Origin of the sequence: Mesobacillus subterraneus (assembly GCF_000934845.1) — a bacterium.
Taxonomy (GTDB): domain Bacteria; phylum Bacillota; class Bacilli; order Bacillales; family Cytobacillaceae; genus Mesobacillus; species Mesobacillus stamsii.
This window is the reverse complement of the sequence record NZ_JXIQ01000095.1, coordinates 37,381-58,922: the sequence shown is the minus strand read 5'-3', so window position 1 is coordinate 58,922 and position 21,542 is coordinate 37,381. Positions and strand designations below refer to the sequence as shown.

Here is a 21,542-nt window from a genome sequence, read left to right as displayed (position 1 = left end):
CGGCTATACCATTTTTTCAATTTATATCTGATAGTGTAATTATTTAATTGACTGCTGGATACTTTCCAGTATATCTTTAGCTGACTTACCGTTTCCGCCTAAGACTTTCGCTTCGAGCTCTTCAGACAACTTGTCTGTAAACATTTTTGTCTTTTCTGGGTATTCCCAGTCCGTGCTGTAGTCAAGTGCTTTTTCGATTTCCTTGAACTCTGGATTCTCGTTGAAATACTGCTCTGACAAAGCCGTTCTTGATGGGTTATGTCCAATAGCCATGAATTGCTTCTGTACTTCTTCGCTAGTTAGCTTGTAAGCGGCCTGTACGGCAGCTTCTTTATTCTTCGAATCCTTCAAAAGGACATATGCATCTGAGATCATGCTGCTTCCTTTTTCAGTTCCTTCAGGAATAGGTAGTACTGCATATTTCAAATCCGGATTCGCATCCTTTAGGAAAGCCTTATACCAATAGCCACCTGTAGTCATTGCTGCTTTTTCATTTGCAAATACTTCGCCGTCCCATCCTAAGCCAAGTTCTTTAGGAGTGACTGCTAGCTTTTCTTCATACATTTTCAATACAAAATCCATTGCTTTTATGTTTTCTTCAGAAGCAATATTGTCACCGTAATTCCATCCGCCACCATAGCTTTTCAGGTAGTTTGTGATATGGTACGGATGAAGATTGATACCAATCCCGCGCACTTCCCCTTTTGTCAGTATTTTTGCTGCTTCATATACTTCATCCCATGTCTTTGGATATTCGCCCAAACCGGCTTCCTTCCACATATCTTCATTGATAAAGAACATTGCCGCATTCATTGTGTTCGGGATTCCATACTGTTTGTCGTCCACTTTCCATACATTGACGACATTTTCATTAAAGATGCTCATATCCAGATTTTGTGATTTAATATACTCATCTAATGAAGTGAAAAGCCCTTTAGAAATATACTCATAAGCACCCTCGTTAGATACTTTGATAAAGTCGGGAGCTACACCTGCTGCGATTTCTGCCGGAAGAGTATCCCAAAACTGTTCACTGCTTGGATATTGTTTAATTTCCAACTGAAAATCGTTATTTTCTTCATTAATCTTCGCCGCTGCATCTTTATAAAGCTTTAAGTCCTCTGCTGTTCCCCAGAATCCCATTGTGACAGTTTGCTTTCCACCAGCATCACCGGAACCGCTTTCATTTTTCGTATTAGAGTTGCCGCAGCCTGCTACCAGCAGCATCATCAAGGCAATTGCTAAAACAGCTATTTTCTTGAACATTTTTAAACCCCTCTCATCTTGTTATATTGTTTTCTAACTCTAATAATAGCGCTTTCAATCGTGTGAAAAAATTAATCAATCAATCATTTTTTTAATCAAATAGATCTTTTAACGAAAAATAATTTTTGGTATTTAATATTATTGGTATTTTTTTAATAAAATCATCTCATGAAAAAAGCAGGCTCTTTCCTAGAGTCTGCTCTTACGGTATTCTTTTGGTGTCATGCCGACGTGTTTATTAAAAACGATGTTAAAATGGACCTGGCTATTGAAACCAACCATTTCCGCGACCTCATAAATTTTGTAATGGTACTCTTTAAGAAGCTGTTTTGCCTTGCTGACCCTGATTTCATTTACATAATCCAGCAGGCCCCTTTCCATTTCTTTATTGAAAAGCTTGCTTATGTAATTAGGGCTGACATAGAACTCTTCCGCCAGCTGCTTTAATGAGATATCCTGCTGATAATTTGCGTTAATATAGTTTAGAATGTTTGTCGTGAGTGGACTTAAATTCAATGCAGATTTACTGCCTGTCTCGATTTTTTTTATAAGATAAGCTGAAAGCTGGTCATAGCTGATGATCTCGTCTATCTCTTTTTCAGACTGAAAATATTCTGTTTCTTCTTGCATCACAATGAACAGGAAGCCTTTATAAATCTTTTTAAGATCCTCTTCATTTAGGCATCTGGTTTCCCAGATAAATTGGTCCCATTTAGGAAATTCTTCAAGAAAATCTTTGGTGTAACCTTCTTGAAGAAATCCTTTGAATCTTGTTATGAAGGAATTTGCCTCTTCAAGGCAAGCCTCCTTCTCGGATTTCTGAAATTGAAGAACAAATTTGTCTGGTTCGAAAAAAGCATTATTTAGAGCCGATTTTGCGTCTGTATATGCATTTTTGATCCCACTGAAACTACTAATTTGTTCACTTAAGCCAATCAGTATATCGATATTCATCAATCGTTTTATTGAATTAATTGTGAATTCAGCAAGATTATTGATCTTTACCTGGATCTCTTGAGTGCTGTGGCTCTTACTTTGACTAATCAGCAGGACATATTCCTCTTCATCCACCGAAAAAAACTCTGTTTCTTTTTCTTTGGAAACGATTTCTTTCATAAGATTCATGAACGATTTTTTAAAAAAAGATCGCTCATCATTCGAATACCTATTCAGTACTTGAGCAATATTTCTTACTTTCATAACCAGGACTGTAAGATTATGTTCCTTTATCGTCAGCAAACCAGGGTCTATATCCAAGCTTCCATGGAGGAGTGCGTTATAAAGCGCTCCATTTTTCACCATGGTATCTTGATTAAACACAACCGCTTTTGCATTGGTCTTTTCTTCCTTAACCTGATTGAGAGCTTCCGCAATCAATGAACCGTTCATCGTTGGCTTATGGAAATAATCCTTTGCTCCTAATTTCATTGCCTTTTTTACATGGTCAAGATCATCAAAGCTGCTTAAAACAATTATATATGTTTCGATTTTTTTCTGCTGAAGCTCCTCTAGCACTTGTATTCCATCTTTTTTTGGCATCTTAATATCAAGAATAACAACATCCGGTTTTAGATCTTCAATCATTCTTACTGCTTTTTCACCATCTTCAGCTTCACCGGCAATTTCGTATCCATTTCCTTCCCAATCATAGCTCGACTTAATTCCAATTCTCACTAGAGGTTCGTCATCAACGATTAAAATTTTCACCATATCACCTCGATTCTATTTCATGATAGGCAACTCCATTTTTGCTATAGTTCCATGGTTCTTTTGACTTGTTAAATACAATCCATATTCTTTGCCAAAATTCAACTCTATTCGTTTTTTGATGTTGCCGATTCCAATTGAATTTAGCTTTTGATTACTAGTCTGACTATCGTCTATCTTTTCATCAGGTATCCCGCTCCCATTATCTTTCACAATTAAAATGAGCTTATCATTTTCTTTATAAACTTTAATTTCCAATAACCCTTTTTCCTCAACTTCATCAAAGCCATGGAAGACCGCATTCTCCACCAACGGTTGAAGAAGGAATTTTAAAGTTTTATATTCAAGCACATCTTCCTCTATTTCGTATTTTACATCAAACTTATTGAAATACCTTAAATCAAGTATTTGAATATAGTCTTTGATAAAATCTGTTTCTTCCTTTACTGTTACCAAATCGCCTTCCGTTTTAGCAGTAAACTTTATAACAGATGAGAATGAATTTAAGGCGTCCTCAATTCCGCTAGCACCCTGCATTTTGGCCATCCATTTAATCACGTTTAATGTATTATACATAAAGTGAGGTCGAATCTGAGATTGCATAGCAAGCATCTCATGCTTCCTTTTTTCCGACTCCTCCAGATAAATCTTCGAAATCAAATTCCTGATCTGATCCAGCATCGCATCAATCGTAGTGCTGATCCTCCCAATATCTCCCCCAGTCAATCCAACTTTTATATCCAGGTCACCTTCAGATACTTGCTGCATTTTCTTCTCAAGAATTGATAGAGGCTTTGTTATGCCAGTCGCAATATAAATAGACGCCAAAATTGACAGAATGAGTCCAAATGTAATAATGATAAACATCAGCTTTAAAATTGTATTAAGAAGCTGGAACAATTCCCTTTTAGGGATGACTGTAACTGCACGCCACTCTGAAATGTCCGAAGTTGAAGTAAGTACAAAGGCATCTTGTTCATTAACCTTTTGCTCCTGTATGCGGTTTTTATAAACAATAGTATCTTTAAAAACAGTATTTAGATGCTGCCCAATGTCCGTCGTGTCTCTGCTATGAATGATTACATTTTCTTTATCTAGTAAATAAAACTCTGTATGCTCAGTAAAACCAATATTGCTCCAAAACTGTTTCAATTTATCAATATCAATATTAATCAGAATAATACCAATATCCTCACTTGTATAGGGATCAACGATGGCCCGACCAACTGAGACGACATACTCTTTCTTTTTAGTCAGTCTGTCACTATGGACACCAATTGGTACAAGCTCTCCGTTCTTGCTTAATATTTCTTTAATATATGATTCATTTAGATAATCCTTTTTCAAATAGGAATAATCCACAAATTGTACATTGCTTCTGCCAATAATGATTTTATCCTTCATATGATACAGAGTAACGGAATCGATGACATCAGAATATAAGAGGATATTATTTTGGATAACTGCATTCACTCTGTCAAAATCTTTAGACCTTTCAAACCCTGGGTTTTTAAGCTTCGAATAATCCTTTCGCAATATCTCAAAAATTTCCTGGTCATGAATCGGGTACATCGTCAACCGAAAGATTGAATTCAATGTCGTATCGATATTCCTGATAATTTGATCATTATTCAAACTGGCAGCAGACAGAGTCATATTTCGATTTGAGTCGAGATAAAGCCATGATAAAGTTCCGCCTACCGCCAAAAAAGGGATAATGATGAAACTTGAAAAAGAAATGATCAGTTTATATTTTAAGGTTAAGTTTTTAAATGTATTTAATCTTTTCATCATACTATTCCTCGCTGGCAGCATTGAATTTTTTTTATTGTAAATCGAACACGAGAGATTTAATTAGAATCTTATAACTCAATTTAACACAGATAATGTACGTACTGGGATAAGATAGTTAGAGAATAATAATTTTTTGAATATTTTACACTAAAGAATTTCTGGTTAACTTTCATCCATTCTTAATGTAAAGGTAGGGAGTTTAATGTAAGAGTGAGTATTCGGGGACGCATTCATCTGTAATATACGAAGAGGATACAATCTGCATTCTTCAAAGATTTTTCTGTTTACAATCTATTAACAGAGTCATGTTTGCATCGAAGGAACATAGCACGTTTTAAATTTATTAACGGAGCCCTTAATTTTATGAAGTACCTTATGAAAATGAAAGGTATTTCATTTGATTCTTCATTAATTTCTTGAGTAATTATAGACTTGAACCATTACTTCTTTACCTATGGCTGAAACAAAATGATATGCACTAAAGAGCTCCAGTTTTGACTGGAGCTCTTTAAAACTTTCAAGTAACTATTCGTAATCTTTCTACCGCCTTCCACAAAGCCACATTGGAGGTGGTAACAGCCTGTGCCCCTGCACGCAGGGCACAGTTAACTTCTTCTCTTGTGGTTACGAGGCCTCCTGTAAGGACGGGTATGTCGATATCATTGGAAATCTTCCTGATAAAATCAGGAAGGATTCCCGGAAGGATTTCCAGATAATCCGCCTGGGTTTTTTGGGCAATTTCGTAACTTTTTTTCAAAGCTTGTGAGTCGAGTAAAAAGACACGCTGGATAGTCAACAGGCCGCGTTTTTTAGCTTTAGCAAGAACGCTTGGTCTTGTTGAGATAATCCCAAATGGCTTGATATCCTGGCAAATATACTCAATCGAATATTCGTCGTTTTTCAGTCCTTGGATCATGTCAGTGTGGATTATTAACTTTTTGTTATATTCTTTCGCAAGCTCGGAAATGGGTTTCAAATGAATCAGATCGGTATCAAGATACACTCCGTATTCAAAGCCACTTTTTAAAAATAAATCATATTGGCACATATTCTTGGAAACAGGTATCAAACTTTGTCCATTAAAGTTCATAGAAACACCTTTTTTTATTTATTAAAGTCAATCCATTGTTTCCTTTAACTATAGCCATTCCCCGTCGCTCAGATAGTTTTCCTTTTTTAAGTTCTTAGTAATCTCTTTTCTATTCTGACACCATCTGGGAAGAAGGACTATCGGATAATCTTTTGGAGATTCTTTGTTTCTTCCGCAGAACCGATGACTTCCACAAGGGTTCCACCGATTCCTGATTGAACCACAGCTGCATATGCCCCTTCCACAAGTGGAGCATCCGCGATTTTAATGTATTTAGTGTCATCAAGCATTTCGAGTGCGAGCTCGGCGTTGATTAACGCGCTCCCTAAGTCAAACAAAACAGCAACGCCTTTTTCAGAGTATACAGATTGAATTGCCTGTTTTATTTTAAATACATCAGTTCCTATTTCATTCTCATCTGTTCCTCCTGCAATCGCAATCGGAACACTTTGCTTGATTTGGTTCAATAACTCCTCCAGTCCCTTTACAAGTTCAAGACTGTGGGATACTAAGACAATTCCTACATTGGTCATAATCCAACTCCCTCGCATACTCTTGCTAACTCTACAAATAATAAATAGGAGGAAGCAGCTCCAGGATCAATATGCCCGACAGATCGGATTCCGAGATAAGAGGCCCTGCCTTTTTTTGCTTCAAGTTTCTTTGTACCTTCCATTTTTTCCTTCACTAATTTTTTAAATTCATCCCAATCAACTTTTGGATGATTCTGTAAAAATTCAATGGCCGGAATCCAGACATCAAGCATGGTTTTATCCTCTAAGCGGGCTTTTCCTCTAAGCTTAAGACCCTCTAAGGATTCAAACAAAGCAGCGGCAAGTTCCTCTTTGGTTACTTCTTCTTTGTCTTTTAATGCTCCTCCAGCTTTTATAAATGCGGTTCCATATAGAGGGCCGGAAGCTCCTCCAACTTTCGATAGCAATACCATCCCTGCATCTTTAAATAAGTCAGCAGTAGTATGATATTCAGCTGTTTCTAGCTTTTTGTTTAATTCGTTAAAACCTCTTGCCATATTAATACCATGGTCCCCATCACCAATTGCTTGGTCAAGTTCAGACAAATACATTTTTTCTTGTTGGTAGATTTTATTAAGATTAATCAACCATAATTTTGCTTCATCAACTGTAAATGCCATAGATTATTCTCCTTTTTGTTATTTTTTGAATGCGATAGTATCAGCCTGCGCGTCAAGCAGCTCAGAAAGTTGCTGATCAAGTCGCAGAAGTGTGATGGAACAACCTGCCATTTCAAGTGAAGTCATATATTCACCGATAAAGGTTTCACGAACCGAGATATCCATTTCCTTTAAAACAGATGATACTCTATTGTTGACGATATACAATTCCATCAACGGTGTTGCTCCCAGCCCATTAATCATCACAGCGACTTCATTGTTTTTTTCAAGATGTAGCTGATTGACAACTTTGTTAAGAAGAATGTCTGCCACTTCATCAGCGGTTTTTATCTCACTTCGTTCTATCCCTGGCTCGCCATGAATGCCAGTTCCAATTTCCATTTCATTCTCATCAATAGTAAAACCAGGCTTTCCTGCAGCAGGAATTGTACTTGGTGACAAGGCCATTCCCATGGTGCTTAAATTGGCGACAACTTTATTTGCAACCGCTGCCACTTCTTCCAATGTTGCGCCTGTTTCCGCCAATGCACCAGCAATTTTGTGTACTAAGACGGTTCCAGCAATACCGCGTTTGCCAACTGTATATGTAGAATTTTCAACTGCGGCATCATCGTTGACGATTACTTTTTCAACTTTAATCCCTTCTACTTCAGCCAATTCAGCTGCCATTTCAAAATTCATTACATCTCCAGTGTAATTCTTAATTACCAGAAGAACTCCCTTTCCACCATCCACAGCCTTAATCGCTTCAAAGACCTGGTCTGGGGTCGGAGATGTAAATACTTCCCCCGCCACTGCCCCATCAAGCATTCCTTTACCGACATAACCTCCATGGGCTGGTTCATGGCCGCTTCCCCCGCCAGAGACTATGCCTACTTTACCCTGAACAGGAGCATCTGCTCTTACAACTACATTTGTACCTGGAACCTGCTTTACCTTTTTTGGATAAGCTGCCACAAATCCAGCAACCATCTCCGAAACAACGCTTTCAGGATCATTAATCAATTTCTTCATCTAAAACCCTCCTTTTTCTGTTTCTACTATTATTAAATGCAAGAAACATGCCATAAAAAATTACTGCTTTATTCAAGGTTGACTACACCATTAGGGTAATTTTTATCAAGTGGGTTGATATTTTCTCCCAAGTATATGGTCTAAATTATATTTCCTTAGTTTGCTTGCGGCGGTTTTATGTGTGATTCCCAATGCTTTCGCCAGTTGGTTGTAACTAGGATAAAAGTGTGCAGCATGCTCAAAGATTTGTTTCTCATAAGCCTCCAAAGTCAATATATCATCACTAAAATTAACCTGTAAGTTCTTCCTGCCACGGTTGGAAATGTATTGAGGTAGATCCCTACAGTACAACATTTCATCTCCTGATAGAGCCACGGCGCGTTCTATCGTATTCTGTAATTCCCTAATATTCCCTGGCCAATGATATTCTCCGAGCCCTTCCAAAAATCCTTGTTCATAATGTTTGATACTTTTTCCCAGCAGGCGGTTATAATACTTTCGAAAATGATCTACCAGGAGAGGGATATCACCTTTGCGATTTCTCAATGGAGGCAAGTGCACTGGAATAACATTTAGGCGATAGTATAGATCCTCCCTGAACTTCTTTTCGTCCATCATTTTGGATAAATCTTCATTAGTGGCTGCAATGATTCTTACATCCAAACTGATTGTTTTATTTCCTCCCACCCTTTCGATTTCTCGCTCCTGCAACACTCTGAGAAGCTTTACCTGAACTTCTAAATTCAAAGTACCAATTTCATCAAGGAATATCGTTCCCTTGTCGGCGAGTTCAAACTTCCCTTGTCGTGTTTTATCTGCCCCCGTAAATGCACCTCTCTCATGTCCAAACAATTCACTCTCGATCAAGTTATGTGGAATGACTGAACAATTAACCCTGATGAATGGTTTGTTTTTACGATTACTGGATTCATGAATGGCACGTGCAACGAGTTCCTTTCCTGTTCCGCTTTCACCGGTAATTAACACCGTAGAGACCATCTTTGAAACCTTGTTGGCAATGGTCAAACTATCCATCAATGCCCCGCTCCGTCCGATAATCGAAGAAAAGGAATCATCCAACTGTAAATGCTTGGATAGCTCATCTTCAAGGTATTTCGCACGTTCTTCCATGGCTTCAAGCTTATTCATTAATGACTTCACTTCATTCCATGGACTTAATGAAACGACAGAACCATGAAACTTACTATCTATTAATATAGGATTCACTTTGACAACATATGATTCATTATGAATAATTTTAATATCATTGTAAAAAGCATTTTTCTCGGCTGCAAGTTTTGTCCATGCCCTTTTCCCTATAAGATTTTCCGCAAACCTCTCCCTATCCATACTATCCAACAGCTTGTCCATTTGTTCATTCATATACATACAAGTGCCGTCATTATCGGTGAGGGTGATATAATCTGTAACCGAGTCAAGGACAAGATTTAACAGTTCTTGAAGCTCTCGTTCTTTTTTTAGTTCCGAATTTATTTTTTCTAAATCAGAGATGTCCTGAAAAATCGCAACTGCCCCGATCAATTTGCCATCAAGATAAATAGGTGCGCGATTTACCAGAATCGTATTGTTTTTCAGCATTTGTTTTTCGGCAAATCTTGTCTGCCCAGTTTGTAGGATATCCTGGAGTCTCGAATGCGGAATTACTTTATCTGCTCTTCTATTTAACAGGTCGTTCGCAGATACTTCTAAAAGTCGTACAGCAGCGTCATTTACAAAAGTTATTATATTTTTACTATTAACAACAATCATTCCATTAGGCATATTGGAAACAGCTTCCTGCATAACGACAGAATTTTCCATCAACAATCTATCTGTTTCCAGCTCTTGCATGCCTGCTTGTTCATTATTAGTAAAAAATCTTATGATTTTAGTTTTTAATTCAGGTGATATGATGTCTTCAAATATCAATTTAATATAATCACCTTGTTTTACTTTTAGAGAAACAAGAGAAAGCAAGTTAGTAATCCCCACACTTACCCCCTTGTATTCTATATTAATATTCTTCAGCTTCAGGTCGTCATTCACTGTATTTTGAAGCATCGCTATCAACGATGCAGCACTTCTGACATGCAAGCCATTTTTCTGCTGTACTTGAATAATCATTTCATGCATAGACTCCCCCCCTTGCTACTTCCTAAGAAAGCAATCTTTTAAATTAGTTTTTTTATTTTTCTTAGTATGATATTACCATACCATTCCCATTTAATAGAAACGGGATCGATCTGTAATCAAACTTTCACACAACTGGAGTGGTAGCCTTTTTAATTTCTTCTTTTAATTCCGCTTCAAATTTTTCTTTTTCAGCTTCTGTCCAGTTAAAGCGCTCAGCAATATAGGCACTTACTGCTTCTGATGTTTGGTATACTGTTTTTATATCAAACAATAAATCCCCTGTTCTTCTGAAATAAAAATCAACCAGAGTGGCGATAAACTCATATTCAATTCCATAGATTAGTTTCGCAAAGGTGACTAATGGGAGATTAAACTCCTGTGCTTCTTCTTTTCTCTCACTGACAAGATCAAAGACTGTTTGGACATTGGAACCATAAAAAGCTGCCAGTTTTTTTGCTTCTTCTTTTGAAAAACCAACTTTGATTCCATGACCCGCAGCTAAATCAACGTACCTTTCGAATTTATCTGAGCCGCCGAAATCTCCTCCTGAAATCGGAAGATCTTTCGTTTGGCTAGATTTGAGCTTTCGTCCTTCCTCTGTAAAAAATTTACTGGCAACAAGATCAACAATAGTTTCTGCCATTTTGCGATAACCTGTTAATTTCCCCCCTGCAATAGTAATCAGTCCTGTTTCAGATTCCCAGATTTCATCTTTACGAGAGATTTCAGACGGCCCTTTGCCTTCTTCATGAATCAATGGGCGAATACCAGCCCAGCTGGATTCAACGTCTTCAGGCTTTGCTTTTATCTCGGGGAACATGTAATTGATTGCATTGAGCAGATAATCCATGTCTTCCTTGTTCATCTTTGGATTGGCTTTATCTTTGTCAAAAAATGTATCAGTTGTTCCTACGTATGCCTTGTTTCCCCTCGGGATGGCAAACACCATTCGCTTATCTGGTGTATCAAAATACACTGCCTGCTTCAGCGGGAATCGTGACTGGTCGATGACTATATGGACACCTTTAGATAAAATCAGGCTCTTGCCTTTTTTGGAACCGTCCTTTTCACGAATATCATCGACCCATGGACCTGTGGCGTTGATGATTTTCCTTGCATATACATTATATACTTTGCCGGAAAGTTGATCTTTGACTGTAACTCCGGTAACCTTGCCTTTCTCATACAAAAGCTCATTTACCTTTGAATAATTCAAAGCATTTGCTCCCTTGTCGACAGCTGCCTTTATAACTTCAATTGTCAAACGCGCATCATCCGTACGATATTCTACGTAATAACCGCCACCCTTTAAGCCTTCCTTTTTAATAAGCGGCTCCTTGCGCAAAGTTTCTTCCTTTGAAAACATTGTTCGGCGTTCGCTCTTTTTTACGCCAGCAAGGAAGTCATAGACTCTCAAGCCAATTGAAGTAGAAAAACTGCCAAAAGTTCCACCCTTATGAAAAGGTAGCAGCATCCACTCTGGGGTAGTAACGTGCGGACCGTTTTCATAAACAATTGAGCGTTCCTTCCCGACCTCAGCCACAACCTTAACATCTAACTGTTTTAAATACCGCAGACCTCCATGAACTAGTTTGGTTGAACGACTGGAAGTTCCCGCAGCAAAGTCCTGCATTTCAAGTACCGCGGTACTTAACCCCCTCACGGTTGCATCCAAAGCAATTCCTGCACCAGTTATCCCACCTCCAATTACCAGTAAATCAAATGTATTGTTTTTTAAGTTGGAGATAATTTCATTGCGTTTTAAATTAGTGAACACGGTGATTCCCTCCTTAAAATAGAAAAAGAGGACCCGAAAAACATTACCAAAATAATGCTTCGCGGTCTCTCCAGATCTCATGCCATTTTATTAACTTGTATACTTTTCACACAATTTTTACGGTGAATTTATATATAGAAATTCTAAAAATAAATTATTTAAAAGCCATAGCTGCCTTTACAGCTTTTTTCCAGCCACCGTACAGCTGGCTGCGATCTTCCTCACCCATCTTCGGTTCAAATGAGCGGTCTATTGCCCACTGTGAAGCTATTTCGTCCTGGCTTTCCCAGTAACCAACCGCAAGGCCTGCTAGATACGCTGCTCCTAATGCAGTTGTTTCATTTACAACCGGTCTTTCAACTGGAACATTGAGTATATCACTCTGAAAATTCATTAGAAAGTTGTTCATAACTGCACCTCCGTCAACACGAAGGGTCTTCAACTCGATGCCTGAATCTGCTTCCATAGCGGACAGAACATCCTTCGTCTGATATGCCAGTGACTCAAGAGTTGCTCGTACAAAATGCTCTTTGCTTGTTCCGCGTGTCAACCCGAAAACAGCACCTCTTACGTCGCTATCCCAATATGGTGTTCCCAACCCGACGAACGCTGGAACAACATAGACACCGTCAGTGGACTCCACTTTTGTTGCATAATCTTCGCTATCCTTTGCACTCTTGAGCATCCTCAAGCCGTCACGAAGCCATTGGATCGCAGAACCGGCGACAAAAATACTTCCTTCAAGTGCGTATTCAACCTTGCCATTCAATCCCCATGCAAGTGTTGTCAATAACCCATGCTCTGATTTAACCGCTTTTTCACCGGTATTCATTAGCATGAAACAACCTGTTCCATAAGTATTTTTCGCCATTCCTTTCTCGAAACATGCCTGACCGAACAAAGCTGCCTGCTGATCGCCAGCTGCTCCAGCGATTGGGACTTCCTGGCCGAAAAAGTGGTAAGCAACTGTGTTAGCATACACCTCAGATGAAGGCTTAACCTCTGGTAGCATGGATGCTGGAATTTCAAGAATATTCAAAAGTTCCTCATCCCACTTCAAGTCATAAATATTGAACATTAGTGTCCGTGATGCATTGCTATAGTCCGTCACATGAGCACGTCCGCCAGAAAGCTTCCAGATTAGCCAGGTATCAATCGTACCGAATAACAGTTTTCCATCTATAGCCCTCTGTCTTGCTCCCTCAACATTGTCAAGGATCCATTTCACTTTAGTACCTGAGAAATAAGCATCAATTAATAATCCAGTTTTATCCCTGAAAAGGTCGTTATACCCTTTTTCTTTCAGCTCATCGCAAATTCCGCTTGTTTGTCTTGATTGCCATACTATTGCATTGTAAACAGGCACTCCTGTTTCCTTATCCCATACCACTGTTGTTTCACGTTGATTTGTAATACCAATTCCTGCTACTTGTTCAGGTTTTACATTAGCTTCAGATAAAACACTTGCAATAACAGCAAGAACAGAACCCCAAATTTCATTCGCATTGTGTTCAACCCAACCAGGCTTCGGGAAATGCTGTGTGAATTCCTTTTGAGCAACATGAACAATCTCTCCTGCTTTGTTAAAAAGAATTGCCCTTGAACTTGTAGTCCCCTGGTCTAAAGATAAAATGTAATTTTCCATTAATATACCTCCCCAAATTATTTAACCGCTTTCATTATTACGCTCCGATTTTAGATGCATCAAACTGTCCAGGTTGTTTTTTTCCAACTGTATAAGCTAACACCAAAACTGCTGCCGCTATGCTTACTACAAGCCAAAAAGTCCCTGTAATTTCTCCAGAAAAAAGAGCTTTGTATGCGACTGCACCAAGTGAGCCTCCTAAGAGCGGGCCAACAACTGGAATCCACGAATAGCCCCAATTAGACCCGCCTTTTCCCGGAATTGGCAGCAGAAAGTGGGCAATACGCGGGCCAAGGTCACGTGCCGGATTAATTGCATATCCTGTTGTACCCCCAAGAGACATACCGATTACTACGATCAACAATCCAACTGCTATTGGGTTCAATCCTTCAGTAAATTTGTTTGCTCCAATAAATAATAAACCTAATACAAGAATAAAAGTGCCGAAAATTTCACTAAATAAGTTTGAAAATGTGTTAGGAATTGCTGGTCCAGTAGAGAAAACACCCAATTTCGCGCCTGGATCATTAGTTGCTTTCCAGTGAGGAAGATAATGTAAGAATACTAGTGTTGCCCCAATTACAGCCCCAATCATCTGTGCCAAAATATATCCTGGTACATCTGCCCATGGAAATGAGCCATCAATCGCAAGTGCCAGTGTAACAGCCGGGTTAAGATGGGCGCCGCTTATCGAACCTACTGCAAAAACTCCCATTGTGACTGCAAGCCCCCACGCGATCGTAATAACGATCCAGCCAGCATCCTTTGCATAAGAATTTTTCAACGACGACCCAGCACCGATCCCAGCACCGAAAACAATCAAAATCATCGTGCCAACTACTTCTCCCAAAAATGGCGACATACACAATTCCCCTTTCCTGTATCCATAATGATGTATATACAACTAAGAAGGTGCAAAAAAAGAGAGACCCACAACAGAGCATACCTAAAAAACCAGGTATTTCCGTGTGAATCTCCCATTCTCCGTCACATTCTTAACTTGTAATTATAGTATACTTAAATTTGAAAACGCTGTCAACACGTTTACTTTATTATTTTGATTTTTATATTTCTTATAGAGTTTGTTGATCATTGAGCAAAATGTTTCCAACATTCTTTTTTTGATGTTGTAACCGCCTTTGCTCCAGCTTCTAATGCCTTTTCAACATCTCTTATACTCCTGATAAAACCTCCTGCGAACAGCGATATATTCATCCTTTCATTCACTTCAGTAATCAATTCTGGCACAATACCGGGAAGGACTTCAACAAAATCCGGCTGTGTATTCTCAAGAAGCTTATAACTTTTCTCAAGAGCATGTGAGTCTAGAAGAAAAACACGTTGAACCGCAATTATTCCCTTTTGCTTCGCTTTTAAAATCACGTTAGATTTGGTCGATATTAGACCATACGGCTTATATTCTTGGCTGATAAACTCTGTAGAGTAATCATCACTTTTGATTCCATGGATCATATCCATATGATAAAGCATCTTCTTTCCATGCGTTTCTGCCATCGCACTTACATACTTTAGCTGAGCAATATGCATTTCAAGAAAAATGCCAATCTCGTACGGACTTTTCAAAAACAATTCAAAATCCTTCATATTTGATGAGGCTGGGAGAATCTTTTGATTCATATGCTTCGCATCCTTTAAGCCTTTCCTTTTATGATAGAGGGAACTGATGGAAATATCAATATGGTTAAACTTCAATGATTCTTTTATTTGAGGAAATTATTTATTTAAAGCTGCTCATTTTTCTAGTATTGTAATTTCCACAAAATAAAATGGGACTTATAACCCTTAATTTAGAAAAAAGATGTGAAAATGAGAAAAACTAGATAATGTAAAACAGACACGGATAAAAAACTACCTATCCGTCTGTTTTACAGGTTTTTTTGTCGTATTATTATTTTATATCGTAAAAAGAGGGTGATTTTATGGGAGAGCATTATTTTTCGGATAAGCAAGTCGAGGAACTAATAAAAAACCCCAGTCACCTGAGGTTCTTTCCTTGATCAAACGTTTGATTAAAAATCACTTTACTTCATTCCTGAAATGGTATATCCATCTATTATATATTTCTGGAAGAGGATGAAGATGATGACGATTGGAACGACCATGAAGGTTGACCCGGCCATTTGCAAAGCGAAGTTCCCTCCATATTGACCTTTTAGCAGCTGCAGCCCTACTGATAATGTGTAAAGACTTTCATCGTTGGCAATGATCAGCGGCCACAAGAAGCTGTTCCAACCTGCAATGAACGTGAAAATTCCTTGTACTGCAAGAATTGGCTTTGTCATCGGCAGGACAATCTGCCAGAAAACTCGTAATTCGCCGGCGCCATCGAGTCTTGCTGCTTCGAGCAGTTCGTCTGGGATGGTGGTCATGAACTGGCGGAACAGGAAGATACCGAATGCCCCCACTAAACCCGGAAGCACAATCCCTGCCATTGTATTTATTAAGTGCATTTGGTTCAAAATCAAATATACGGGAATCATCGTTACCTGTCCTGGAATCATCATTGTCGCCAGAACCATGAAAAACAATTGTTTACTGCCTTTAAATTCAAATTTAGCAAAAGCATAACCGGCCATCGCATTTAAGAACAAGCCAACAAAAGACCAAAGAACCACGACGACTGTATTTTTCAAATAGAGGCCGAAATTCATATTCACAAAAAGGTTTTTAAAATTCTCGATTGTCCATTTTTCAGGGAACAGCGTCGGTGTTAATGCCATAACTTCACTTTCTGGCTTGAAGGCAGAAAGGATCATCCACACAAATGGAAGGGACACCAAAATACCGCCAAGCGCCAGGATGATACCCACAACCCATTGCTGTCTTCTTTCCTGCTTTATACTCTTGCTTAATGACTGATTGGAAACTGCACTGAATTTCATTTGTCTCCCACCTCTGCTTTCCTCAATAGTCCTGCTGTTTATTTTGGATCTTGAATTGAATCATCGTAATGATAATGATCGCAATGAATAATAGGAAAGATCCTGCTGCTGCATAGCCAAAGTTTGAGAACTGAAAGCCGTTTCGGTAGATGAACAGTGCAACAGAAGTCGTACTATCAAGCGGCCCTCCATTGGTCATGACAAATGGTTCTTCGAAGAACTGCAGCCAGCCTATCATTGTTGTAATCGATACAAAGAAAATGGCATATCGAAGCAACGGAATTGTGATCTTTGTAAGCTGTTTCCAATTGTTTGCACCGTCAAGCTGCGCAGCTTCATAATAAGTTTTTGGAATCCCTTGCAAAGCTGCCAGGAAAATGATCATATTAAGACCGATTGCTCTCCATAGCGCCAGCAAGATCAATGAAATTTTTGCTATGGTCGGGTCCTGAAGCCATGGTACATCCGGCAGGTGAAACAGGTTTAATATATAGTTGAATAAACCTAGATGAGGGTTGTACAGATAGCTCCAGACAACGGCAACCGCTACAACGTTTGTAATCGAAGGCATGTAGAAGACAACCCGGAAGGCCTTGAAAATACGCGCTTTGCCAAAATTGATCATTAAGGCTATAGCAAGAGAAAGAACAATAACGAGCGGTACACCAATCACAACATAAAACAAGGTATTCAAAATAGATTTGACGAATATCGGGTCACTTACCACTTCTTTATAATTTTCCAGGCCAACAAAGCTAACCAATGACCAATCGGCAATCCCGACTAAATCAAGATCCGTAAAGCTGATAAACAGCGCTACAAAGATAGGTAGTATCGAAAATAATGATAGAAGGATAATGGCAGGAGCTATAAAAAAGTAAGGAGTCTTGTTTGCCAAAAAGCTTTTCATTGTTAGTCCCTTCTTTCCAATTCCAGATTATACTGGACTAAAGTAGGTAACCGGCAGGCAAATACCTGCCAGTCCACTTGTTCTTAACATTATTTGGCGAGGAGTTCCTCGGCTTCTTTATCGAATGCATCCATTTCTTCCTGAATGTCAGCACCGCCGCGATAGATCTTTTCGAATCTCGTCAAGAAATCTTGGGCGATTTTCTCGAAAGGCTTAATTACAGGCATTGGCTGTGCATTTTCCAATTGATCCCCAAACACTTTGTAATATTGGTTTTCTTGAAGCTGCTTGTCATTCCATGCTTCTTTGTTAGCTGGCAATGTATTAGTCAATTCAAGCCATTTGATCTGAGTTTCAGGCTTGCTCATATAAGCAAGGAATTTAAGAGCTTCTTCTTTGTTTTTAGTGTATTGAAATACAGAAAGGTCAGATCCGCCTAAAATAGATGTGTTCGTATCCTTAGCTGGAAGGACCGCAGTCGCCCACTTGCCTTCTATCTCAGGTGCCTGGTCGTTAATCAGCTTCACCATCCAAGGGCCGGAGATGAACATTGGCAAAATCCCCTCACCTTTAAACGCCTGGATAATATCAAGTCCGAGGTCAACTGGAGCTGAACCATCCTTGAAAAAGCTATTCATGTATTCCACTGCTTCGACAAATTCTGGTTCGTTGAAATAAGCCTTATTTCCTTCGATTAGCTTAGATCCATTCTGCCGCGCAAGCATGAAGGATAGGCTCTGCTCATTTGTATCGATGCTAATGCCATATTTGTCATCGCCGCGGTCATTTAGCTTTTTGGCTGCGTCACGAAGCTCGTCCCAAGTCTTTGGAGCTTCTTTATAACCAACTTCCTCCAATAAATCTGTACGGTAGTATAGTACGCGAGTATCCACATACCAAGGGACACCTACTACTTTATCATCATATTTCGTTGTTTCAACAGAACCTTCGAAAAAATTATCTGCGGCTAATTCTGGATATTGATTTGTATACTCTGTCAAATCCATTAAAGCATTGGCAGATGCAAATTCAGGAATCCAAGAAGTACCCATTTGAACAACATCTGGTCCTTGCTTGGATGCAACTGCTGTTAAAAGTTTGTCATGTGCCTGATCCCATGGTATTGCCTGTACTTTTACATCGATATCAGGATTCTCTTTTTCGAATTCCTCTGCCATTTTTGGCAGCGTCTTAGCTTCTTCCCCCATGCCCCATACGTTGACTACTTTTTTTCCATCTTTTTCAGAACCTGTATCGGAAGAGGAACATCCTGCTAGTGCTCCAGATACTACCAATGTACCGACCATCGCTGCTGCAGCAAATTTCTTGCTGAATACATTTAGCATTTTTCTATTCATTCGTAAAACCCCCAAATAATATTTTATACGTTCTTGCAATTAAATTTCCCGCTACTACCAATAATACTTACAAAACTATGCGTACGTTTACGAAAACCTCCTTAGTGAAACGTTTCGAAAACAAACAAAAAAATATACAGATGAATCTAGCGAAACGATTCAAGCATTTCACCTTTTTATTCGAAAGTTAAGGTCAAACACAGTAGAAACGTTTCGATAGAGCTATTATATTTCATGATGAAATCGTTTTCAAGAGAAATTTTTATTAAATCACTACTTTTTTTCAAAAAATATTTGAAGTTCGAGATCATTCTAATAAAATTTGCGAAACGTTTCGATTTTCCGTTGACTCAAAAAAAGAAAGCGCTTATAATGCAGTTGTAACTTTATTCGAAACGTTTCTATAAAAAGAAATAATTAAATAGATAATCGGAGGTTCACCCCTATGGCTAGCAAAAAACTTACATCATTATTAACGAAAATGACCCTTGAAGAAAAAATTGGACAACTAATTCAATTAGCCACACCCTTTTTCGAGGGATCTAAGAATGAAGGACAAATAACCGGTCCGCTTGCCTCTATGAATATATCTGATGAAGATGTGCGCAACACTGGCTCCGTGCTTGGAGCTTCCGGAGGAGCAGCGGAATCTATTAAGATTCAGAAGGCTCATTTGAAAAAAAACAGACTCGGCATTCCTCTCTTATTCATGGCGGATGTCATTCATGGATATAAGACGATTTTCCCCATACCACTTGCAATCGGCTGTTCTTGGGATTTGGATAAAGCACAAAAGAGTGCGGAAATTGCCGCAACAGAGGCAGCGGTTGCAGGTGTCCATGTTACCTTTTCGCCAATGGTTGATTTGGTCCGTGACCCTCGCTGGGGACGCGTCATGGAATCCACTGGGGAGGACCCGTTCTTAAATGGAGAATTTGCTAGGGCGTTTGTCCGTGGCTTCCAAGGTTTAGACTTGAAAAACAATCCTAAGTCGGTTGCTGCATGCGTGAAACACTTCGCAGCATATGGTGCTGCTGAAGGAGGCCGTGATTACAATACCGTCAATATGTCAGAACGCCAACTCAGGGAGTCCTATCTGCCTGCCTACAAGGCAGCACTTGATGAAGGATGTGAAATGGTGATGACTGCCTTTAACACAGTCGACGGCATCCCGGCTTCTGGAAATACACAACTGATGCGCAATATTCTTCGCGAAGAATGGGGCTTCGAAGGCGTCCTCATTTCTGACTGGGGCGCAGTGAAGGAGATGATTCCTCACGGCGTCGCAGAAGATGAAGCAGAAGCCGCCTACAAAGCTATTCAGGCTGGCGTTGATATTGAAATGATGACTTCCTGTTATGTCGACCATTTGAAAAAACTGATTGATAGCGGAAAAGTGGATGAGAAGCTTATAGACGAATCTGTTTTGCGCATTCTTACATTGAAAGAGAAACTAGGACTTTTTGAAAATCCTTACCGCGGGGCGGACGAAGAACTAGAGAAGGAATTGGTCATGAGTAACGAGCATCGCCAGGCAGCGAAAGAGCTGGCAATTTCGTCTTCCGTTCTATTGAAAAATGATGGAGTTCTTCCTATTAAAACAAACAAGAAGATTGCCTTGATTGGTCCTTTTGCAAAAAGCAGCGATATTCTTGGGCCTTGGTCCTTCCTTGGTTCAAAAGAAAAAGCCGTCCAGCTATACGATGGTTTACAGGAGAAGCTTGATTCCTCCCTTCTAGTAACTGCAAAAGGCTGTAGCATTGAAACAGGTTCTGACGAACAATTCGCTGAAGCAGTGAAAGTGGCGAAAGAAGCAGACGTGATTGTCCTTGCTTTAGGCGAGGCATCAGAAATGAGCGGTGAAGCTGGTTCCCGTGCGGATATCCTTCTGCCGAAAGTGCAGCTCGAACTTGTCGCTAAGCTGAAAAAACTTGGCAAGCCAATTGTTGCCGTATTATTCAATGGACGTCCGCTTGATCTCCACGGAATATGGGACGAAGCCGACGCCATCCTGGAAGCTTGGTATCCAGGAACAGAAGGAGGTAACGCAGTCGCTGACATCCTATTCGGCGATGCAAATCCATCCGCGAAACTGACCATGTCTTTCCCATACTCCGTTGGACAGGTGCCGGTTTACTACAACCATTTCAACACAGGTCGGCCACAGGGAGCACCTGACGCACAGGAACGATATGTATCACAGTATTTAGATATTCCGAACGAGCCATTGCTACCTTTTGGTTATGGCTTAAGTTATACACGCTTTGAATATAGCGAGGTAAAGTTGAGCGCTACCACGTTATCAACTACCAAACCTGTGACAGTTTCGGTGACGGTCGAGAATACCGGTGAATGTGCCGGAGAGGAAATTGTCCAGCTTTATGTACGAGACGTGGCTGGTGAAGTCGTTAGACCGATGAAGGAACTAAAAGGCTTCAAGAAAATCGCATTAGAGCCTGGTGAAAAAGTAACAGTTGAATTTGAAATTCACGAAGAACAACTGCGCTACCATCATCCAGATCTCACTTTCAAGAGCGACCCAGGAAAATTCATTGCTTTTGTAGGACCGAACAGCAGGGAAACGGTGGAAATGGCGTTTGAACTTGTAAAAGAGTAATTTAAACTTAAATAGCCCAATTACTAACAATAAAAAGTCAGCTAAAAAGAATAAATGACAATTTATCGACGGTTGCAGGCAATATATCGACGGTTGAGCACAATTTATCAACGGTTGGAGCCATTTTATAAACGGTTAGTAACAAGTACTACGAATGAAAACCTAGAAAGAAAGA

The 21,542-nt window shown here is 39.4% G+C and carries 16 protein-coding genes; 1 reads left to right on the top strand and 15 read right to left on the bottom strand.

All coding sequences use genetic code 11. The features are described from left to right. Window positions 1–39 precede the first annotated feature (39 nt). The 15 genes from UB32_RS12135 to UB32_RS12065 all read right to left on the bottom strand — a co-directional run bounded on the left by UB32_RS12135 (window position 40) and on the right by UB32_RS12065 (window position 18,750). On the bottom strand, window positions 40–1,266 hold the full coding sequence (locus tag UB32_RS12135; protein ID WP_044394145.1) for an ABC transporter substrate-binding protein: 1,227 nt from the start codon (window positions 1,264–1,266) through the stop codon (window positions 40–42). A 189-nt stretch (window positions 1,267–1,455) separates the two neighbouring features. After that, entirely contained in the window at window positions 1,456–2,976 is a 1,521-nt protein-coding gene (locus tag UB32_RS12130) for a response regulator (protein ID WP_084221823.1), read from the bottom strand. Between the two features lie 12 nt (window positions 2,977–2,988). Beyond that, entirely contained in the window at window positions 2,989–4,767 is a 1,779-nt protein-coding gene (locus tag UB32_RS12125; RefSeq protein ID WP_044394143.1) for a sensor histidine kinase, read from the bottom strand. A gap of 517 nt (window positions 4,768–5,284) precedes the next feature. Next, window positions 5,285–5,857, bottom strand: a complete 573-nt coding sequence (locus tag UB32_RS12120) for a glycerol-3-phosphate responsive antiterminator (protein WP_044394142.1) — start codon at window positions 5,855–5,857, stop codon at window positions 5,285–5,287. Window positions 5,858–5,994: 137 nt separating this feature from the next. Continuing rightward, the gene (gene dhaM, locus UB32_RS12115) at window positions 5,995–6,390 is read right to left on the bottom strand and encodes a dihydroxyacetone kinase phosphoryl donor subunit DhaM (RefSeq protein WP_044394140.1); all 396 of its coding nucleotides are present in this window, start codon (window positions 6,388–6,390) and stop codon (window positions 5,995–5,997) included. Next, window positions 6,387–7,010 carry a dihydroxyacetone kinase subunit DhaL gene (gene dhaL, locus UB32_RS12110; protein WP_044394138.1) on the bottom strand — a complete coding sequence of 208 codons (624 nt, stop codon included), beginning with the start codon at window positions 7,008–7,010 and terminating at the stop codon, window positions 6,387–6,389. Before dhaL ends, dhaM begins: the two co-directional genes overlap by 4 nt. Before the next feature lie 18 nt (window positions 7,011–7,028). Then, entirely contained in the window at window positions 7,029–8,024 is a 996-nt protein-coding gene (dhaK, locus tag UB32_RS12105; RefSeq protein ID WP_044394137.1) for a dihydroxyacetone kinase subunit DhaK, read from the bottom strand. Window positions 8,025–8,129: 105 nt separating this feature from the next. After that, window positions 8,130–10,157 carry a sigma 54-interacting transcriptional regulator gene (locus UB32_RS12100; protein ID WP_044394135.1) on the bottom strand — a complete coding sequence of 676 codons (2,028 nt, stop codon included), beginning with the start codon at window positions 10,155–10,157 and terminating at the stop codon, window positions 8,130–8,132. 124 nt (window positions 10,158–10,281) lie between these two features. After that, window positions 10,282–11,934: a glycerol-3-phosphate dehydrogenase/oxidase gene (locus tag UB32_RS12095; RefSeq protein ID WP_241768496.1), complete on the bottom strand. Its 1,653-nt coding sequence runs from the start codon at window positions 11,932–11,934 to the stop codon at window positions 10,282–10,284. A 154-nt stretch (window positions 11,935–12,088) separates the two neighbouring features. Then, window positions 12,089–13,579, bottom strand: a complete 1,491-nt coding sequence (gene glpK / locus UB32_RS12090) for a glycerol kinase GlpK (protein ID WP_044394134.1) — start codon at window positions 13,577–13,579, stop codon at window positions 12,089–12,091. Window positions 13,580–13,616: 37 nt separating this feature from the next. Continuing rightward, entirely contained in the window at window positions 13,617–14,441 is an 825-nt protein-coding gene (locus UB32_RS12085) for an MIP/aquaporin family protein (protein WP_044394133.1), read from the bottom strand. A gap of 227 nt (window positions 14,442–14,668) precedes the next feature. After that, window positions 14,669–15,217 (bottom strand): glycerol-3-phosphate responsive antiterminator, encoded by a 549-nt coding sequence (locus UB32_RS12080; RefSeq protein WP_044394131.1) that lies wholly within the window; start codon window positions 15,215–15,217, stop codon window positions 14,669–14,671. A 404-nt stretch (window positions 15,218–15,621) separates the two neighbouring features. After that, complete coding sequence (locus tag UB32_RS12075; protein WP_044394129.1) at window positions 15,622–16,482, bottom strand: carbohydrate ABC transporter permease; 861 nt, start codon at window positions 16,480–16,482, stop codon at window positions 15,622–15,624. Between the two features lie 22 nt (window positions 16,483–16,504). Next, window positions 16,505–17,392 carry a carbohydrate ABC transporter permease gene (locus tag UB32_RS12070; RefSeq protein ID WP_044394128.1) on the bottom strand — a complete coding sequence of 296 codons (888 nt, stop codon included), beginning with the start codon at window positions 17,390–17,392 and terminating at the stop codon, window positions 16,505–16,507. A gap of 89 nt (window positions 17,393–17,481) precedes the next feature. Continuing rightward, window positions 17,482–18,750: a sugar ABC transporter substrate-binding protein gene (locus UB32_RS12065; RefSeq protein ID WP_241768495.1), complete on the bottom strand. Its 1,269-nt coding sequence runs from the start codon at window positions 18,748–18,750 to the stop codon at window positions 17,482–17,484. A gap of 445 nt (window positions 18,751–19,195) precedes the next feature. Here UB32_RS12065 and UB32_RS12060 point away from each other — a divergent pair, with 445 nt between their 5' ends. Continuing rightward, the gene (locus UB32_RS12060; protein ID WP_044394126.1) at window positions 19,196–21,367 is read left to right on the top strand and encodes a glycoside hydrolase family 3 N-terminal domain-containing protein; all 2,172 of its coding nucleotides are present in this window, start codon (window positions 19,196–19,198) and stop codon (window positions 21,365–21,367) included. Window positions 21,368–21,542: the final 175 nt, after the last annotated feature.

Excerpts from the sequence above, each read along its gene's own strand:
- dhaL (WP_044394138.1), bottom strand. The coding sequence starts at position 7,010 with ATGGCATTTACAGTTGATGAAGCAAAATTATGGTTGATTAATCTTAAT.
- UB32_RS12130 (WP_084221823.1), bottom strand. The coding sequence starts at position 2,976 with ATGGTGAAAATTTTAATCGTTGATGACGAACCTCTAGTGAGAATTGGA.
- UB32_RS12080 (WP_044394131.1), bottom strand. The coding sequence starts at position 15,217 with ATGAATCAAAAGATTCTCCCAGCCTCATCAAATATGAAGGATTTTGAA.
- dhaK (WP_044394137.1), bottom strand. The coding sequence starts at position 8,024 with ATGAAGAAATTGATTAATGATCCTGAAAGCGTTGTTTCGGAGATGGTT.
- glpK (WP_044394134.1), bottom strand. The coding sequence starts at position 13,579 with ATGGAAAATTACATTTTATCTTTAGACCAGGGGACTACAAGTTCAAGG.
- UB32_RS12065 (WP_241768495.1), bottom strand. The coding sequence starts at position 18,750 with ATGAATAGAAAAATGCTAAATGTATTCAGCAAGAAATTTGCTGCAGCA.
- UB32_RS12135 (WP_044394145.1), bottom strand. The coding sequence starts at position 1,266 with ATGTTCAAGAAAATAGCTGTTTTAGCAATTGCCTTGATGATGCTGCTG.
- UB32_RS12075 (WP_044394129.1), bottom strand. The coding sequence starts at position 16,482 with ATGAAATTCAGTGCAGTTTCCAATCAGTCATTAAGCAAGAGTATAAAG.
- UB32_RS12100 (WP_044394135.1), bottom strand. The coding sequence starts at position 10,157 with ATGCATGAAATGATTATTCAAGTACAGCAGAAAAATGGCTTGCATGTC.
- dhaM (WP_044394140.1), bottom strand. The coding sequence starts at position 6,390 with ATGACCAATGTAGGAATTGTCTTAGTATCCCACAGTCTTGAACTTGTA.
- UB32_RS12060 (WP_044394126.1), top strand. The coding sequence starts at position 19,196 with ATGGCTAGCAAAAAACTTACATCATTATTAACGAAAATGACCCTTGAA.
- UB32_RS12125 (WP_044394143.1), bottom strand. The coding sequence starts at position 4,767 with ATGATGAAAAGATTAAATACATTTAAAAACTTAACCTTAAAATATAAA.
- UB32_RS12085 (WP_044394133.1), bottom strand. The coding sequence starts at position 14,441 with ATGTCGCCATTTTTGGGAGAAGTAGTTGGCACGATGATTTTGATTGTT.
- UB32_RS12070 (WP_044394128.1), bottom strand. The coding sequence starts at position 17,392 with ATGAAAAGCTTTTTGGCAAACAAGACTCCTTACTTTTTTATAGCTCCT.
- UB32_RS12120 (WP_044394142.1), bottom strand. The coding sequence starts at position 5,857 with ATGAACTTTAATGGACAAAGTTTGATACCTGTTTCCAAGAATATGTGC.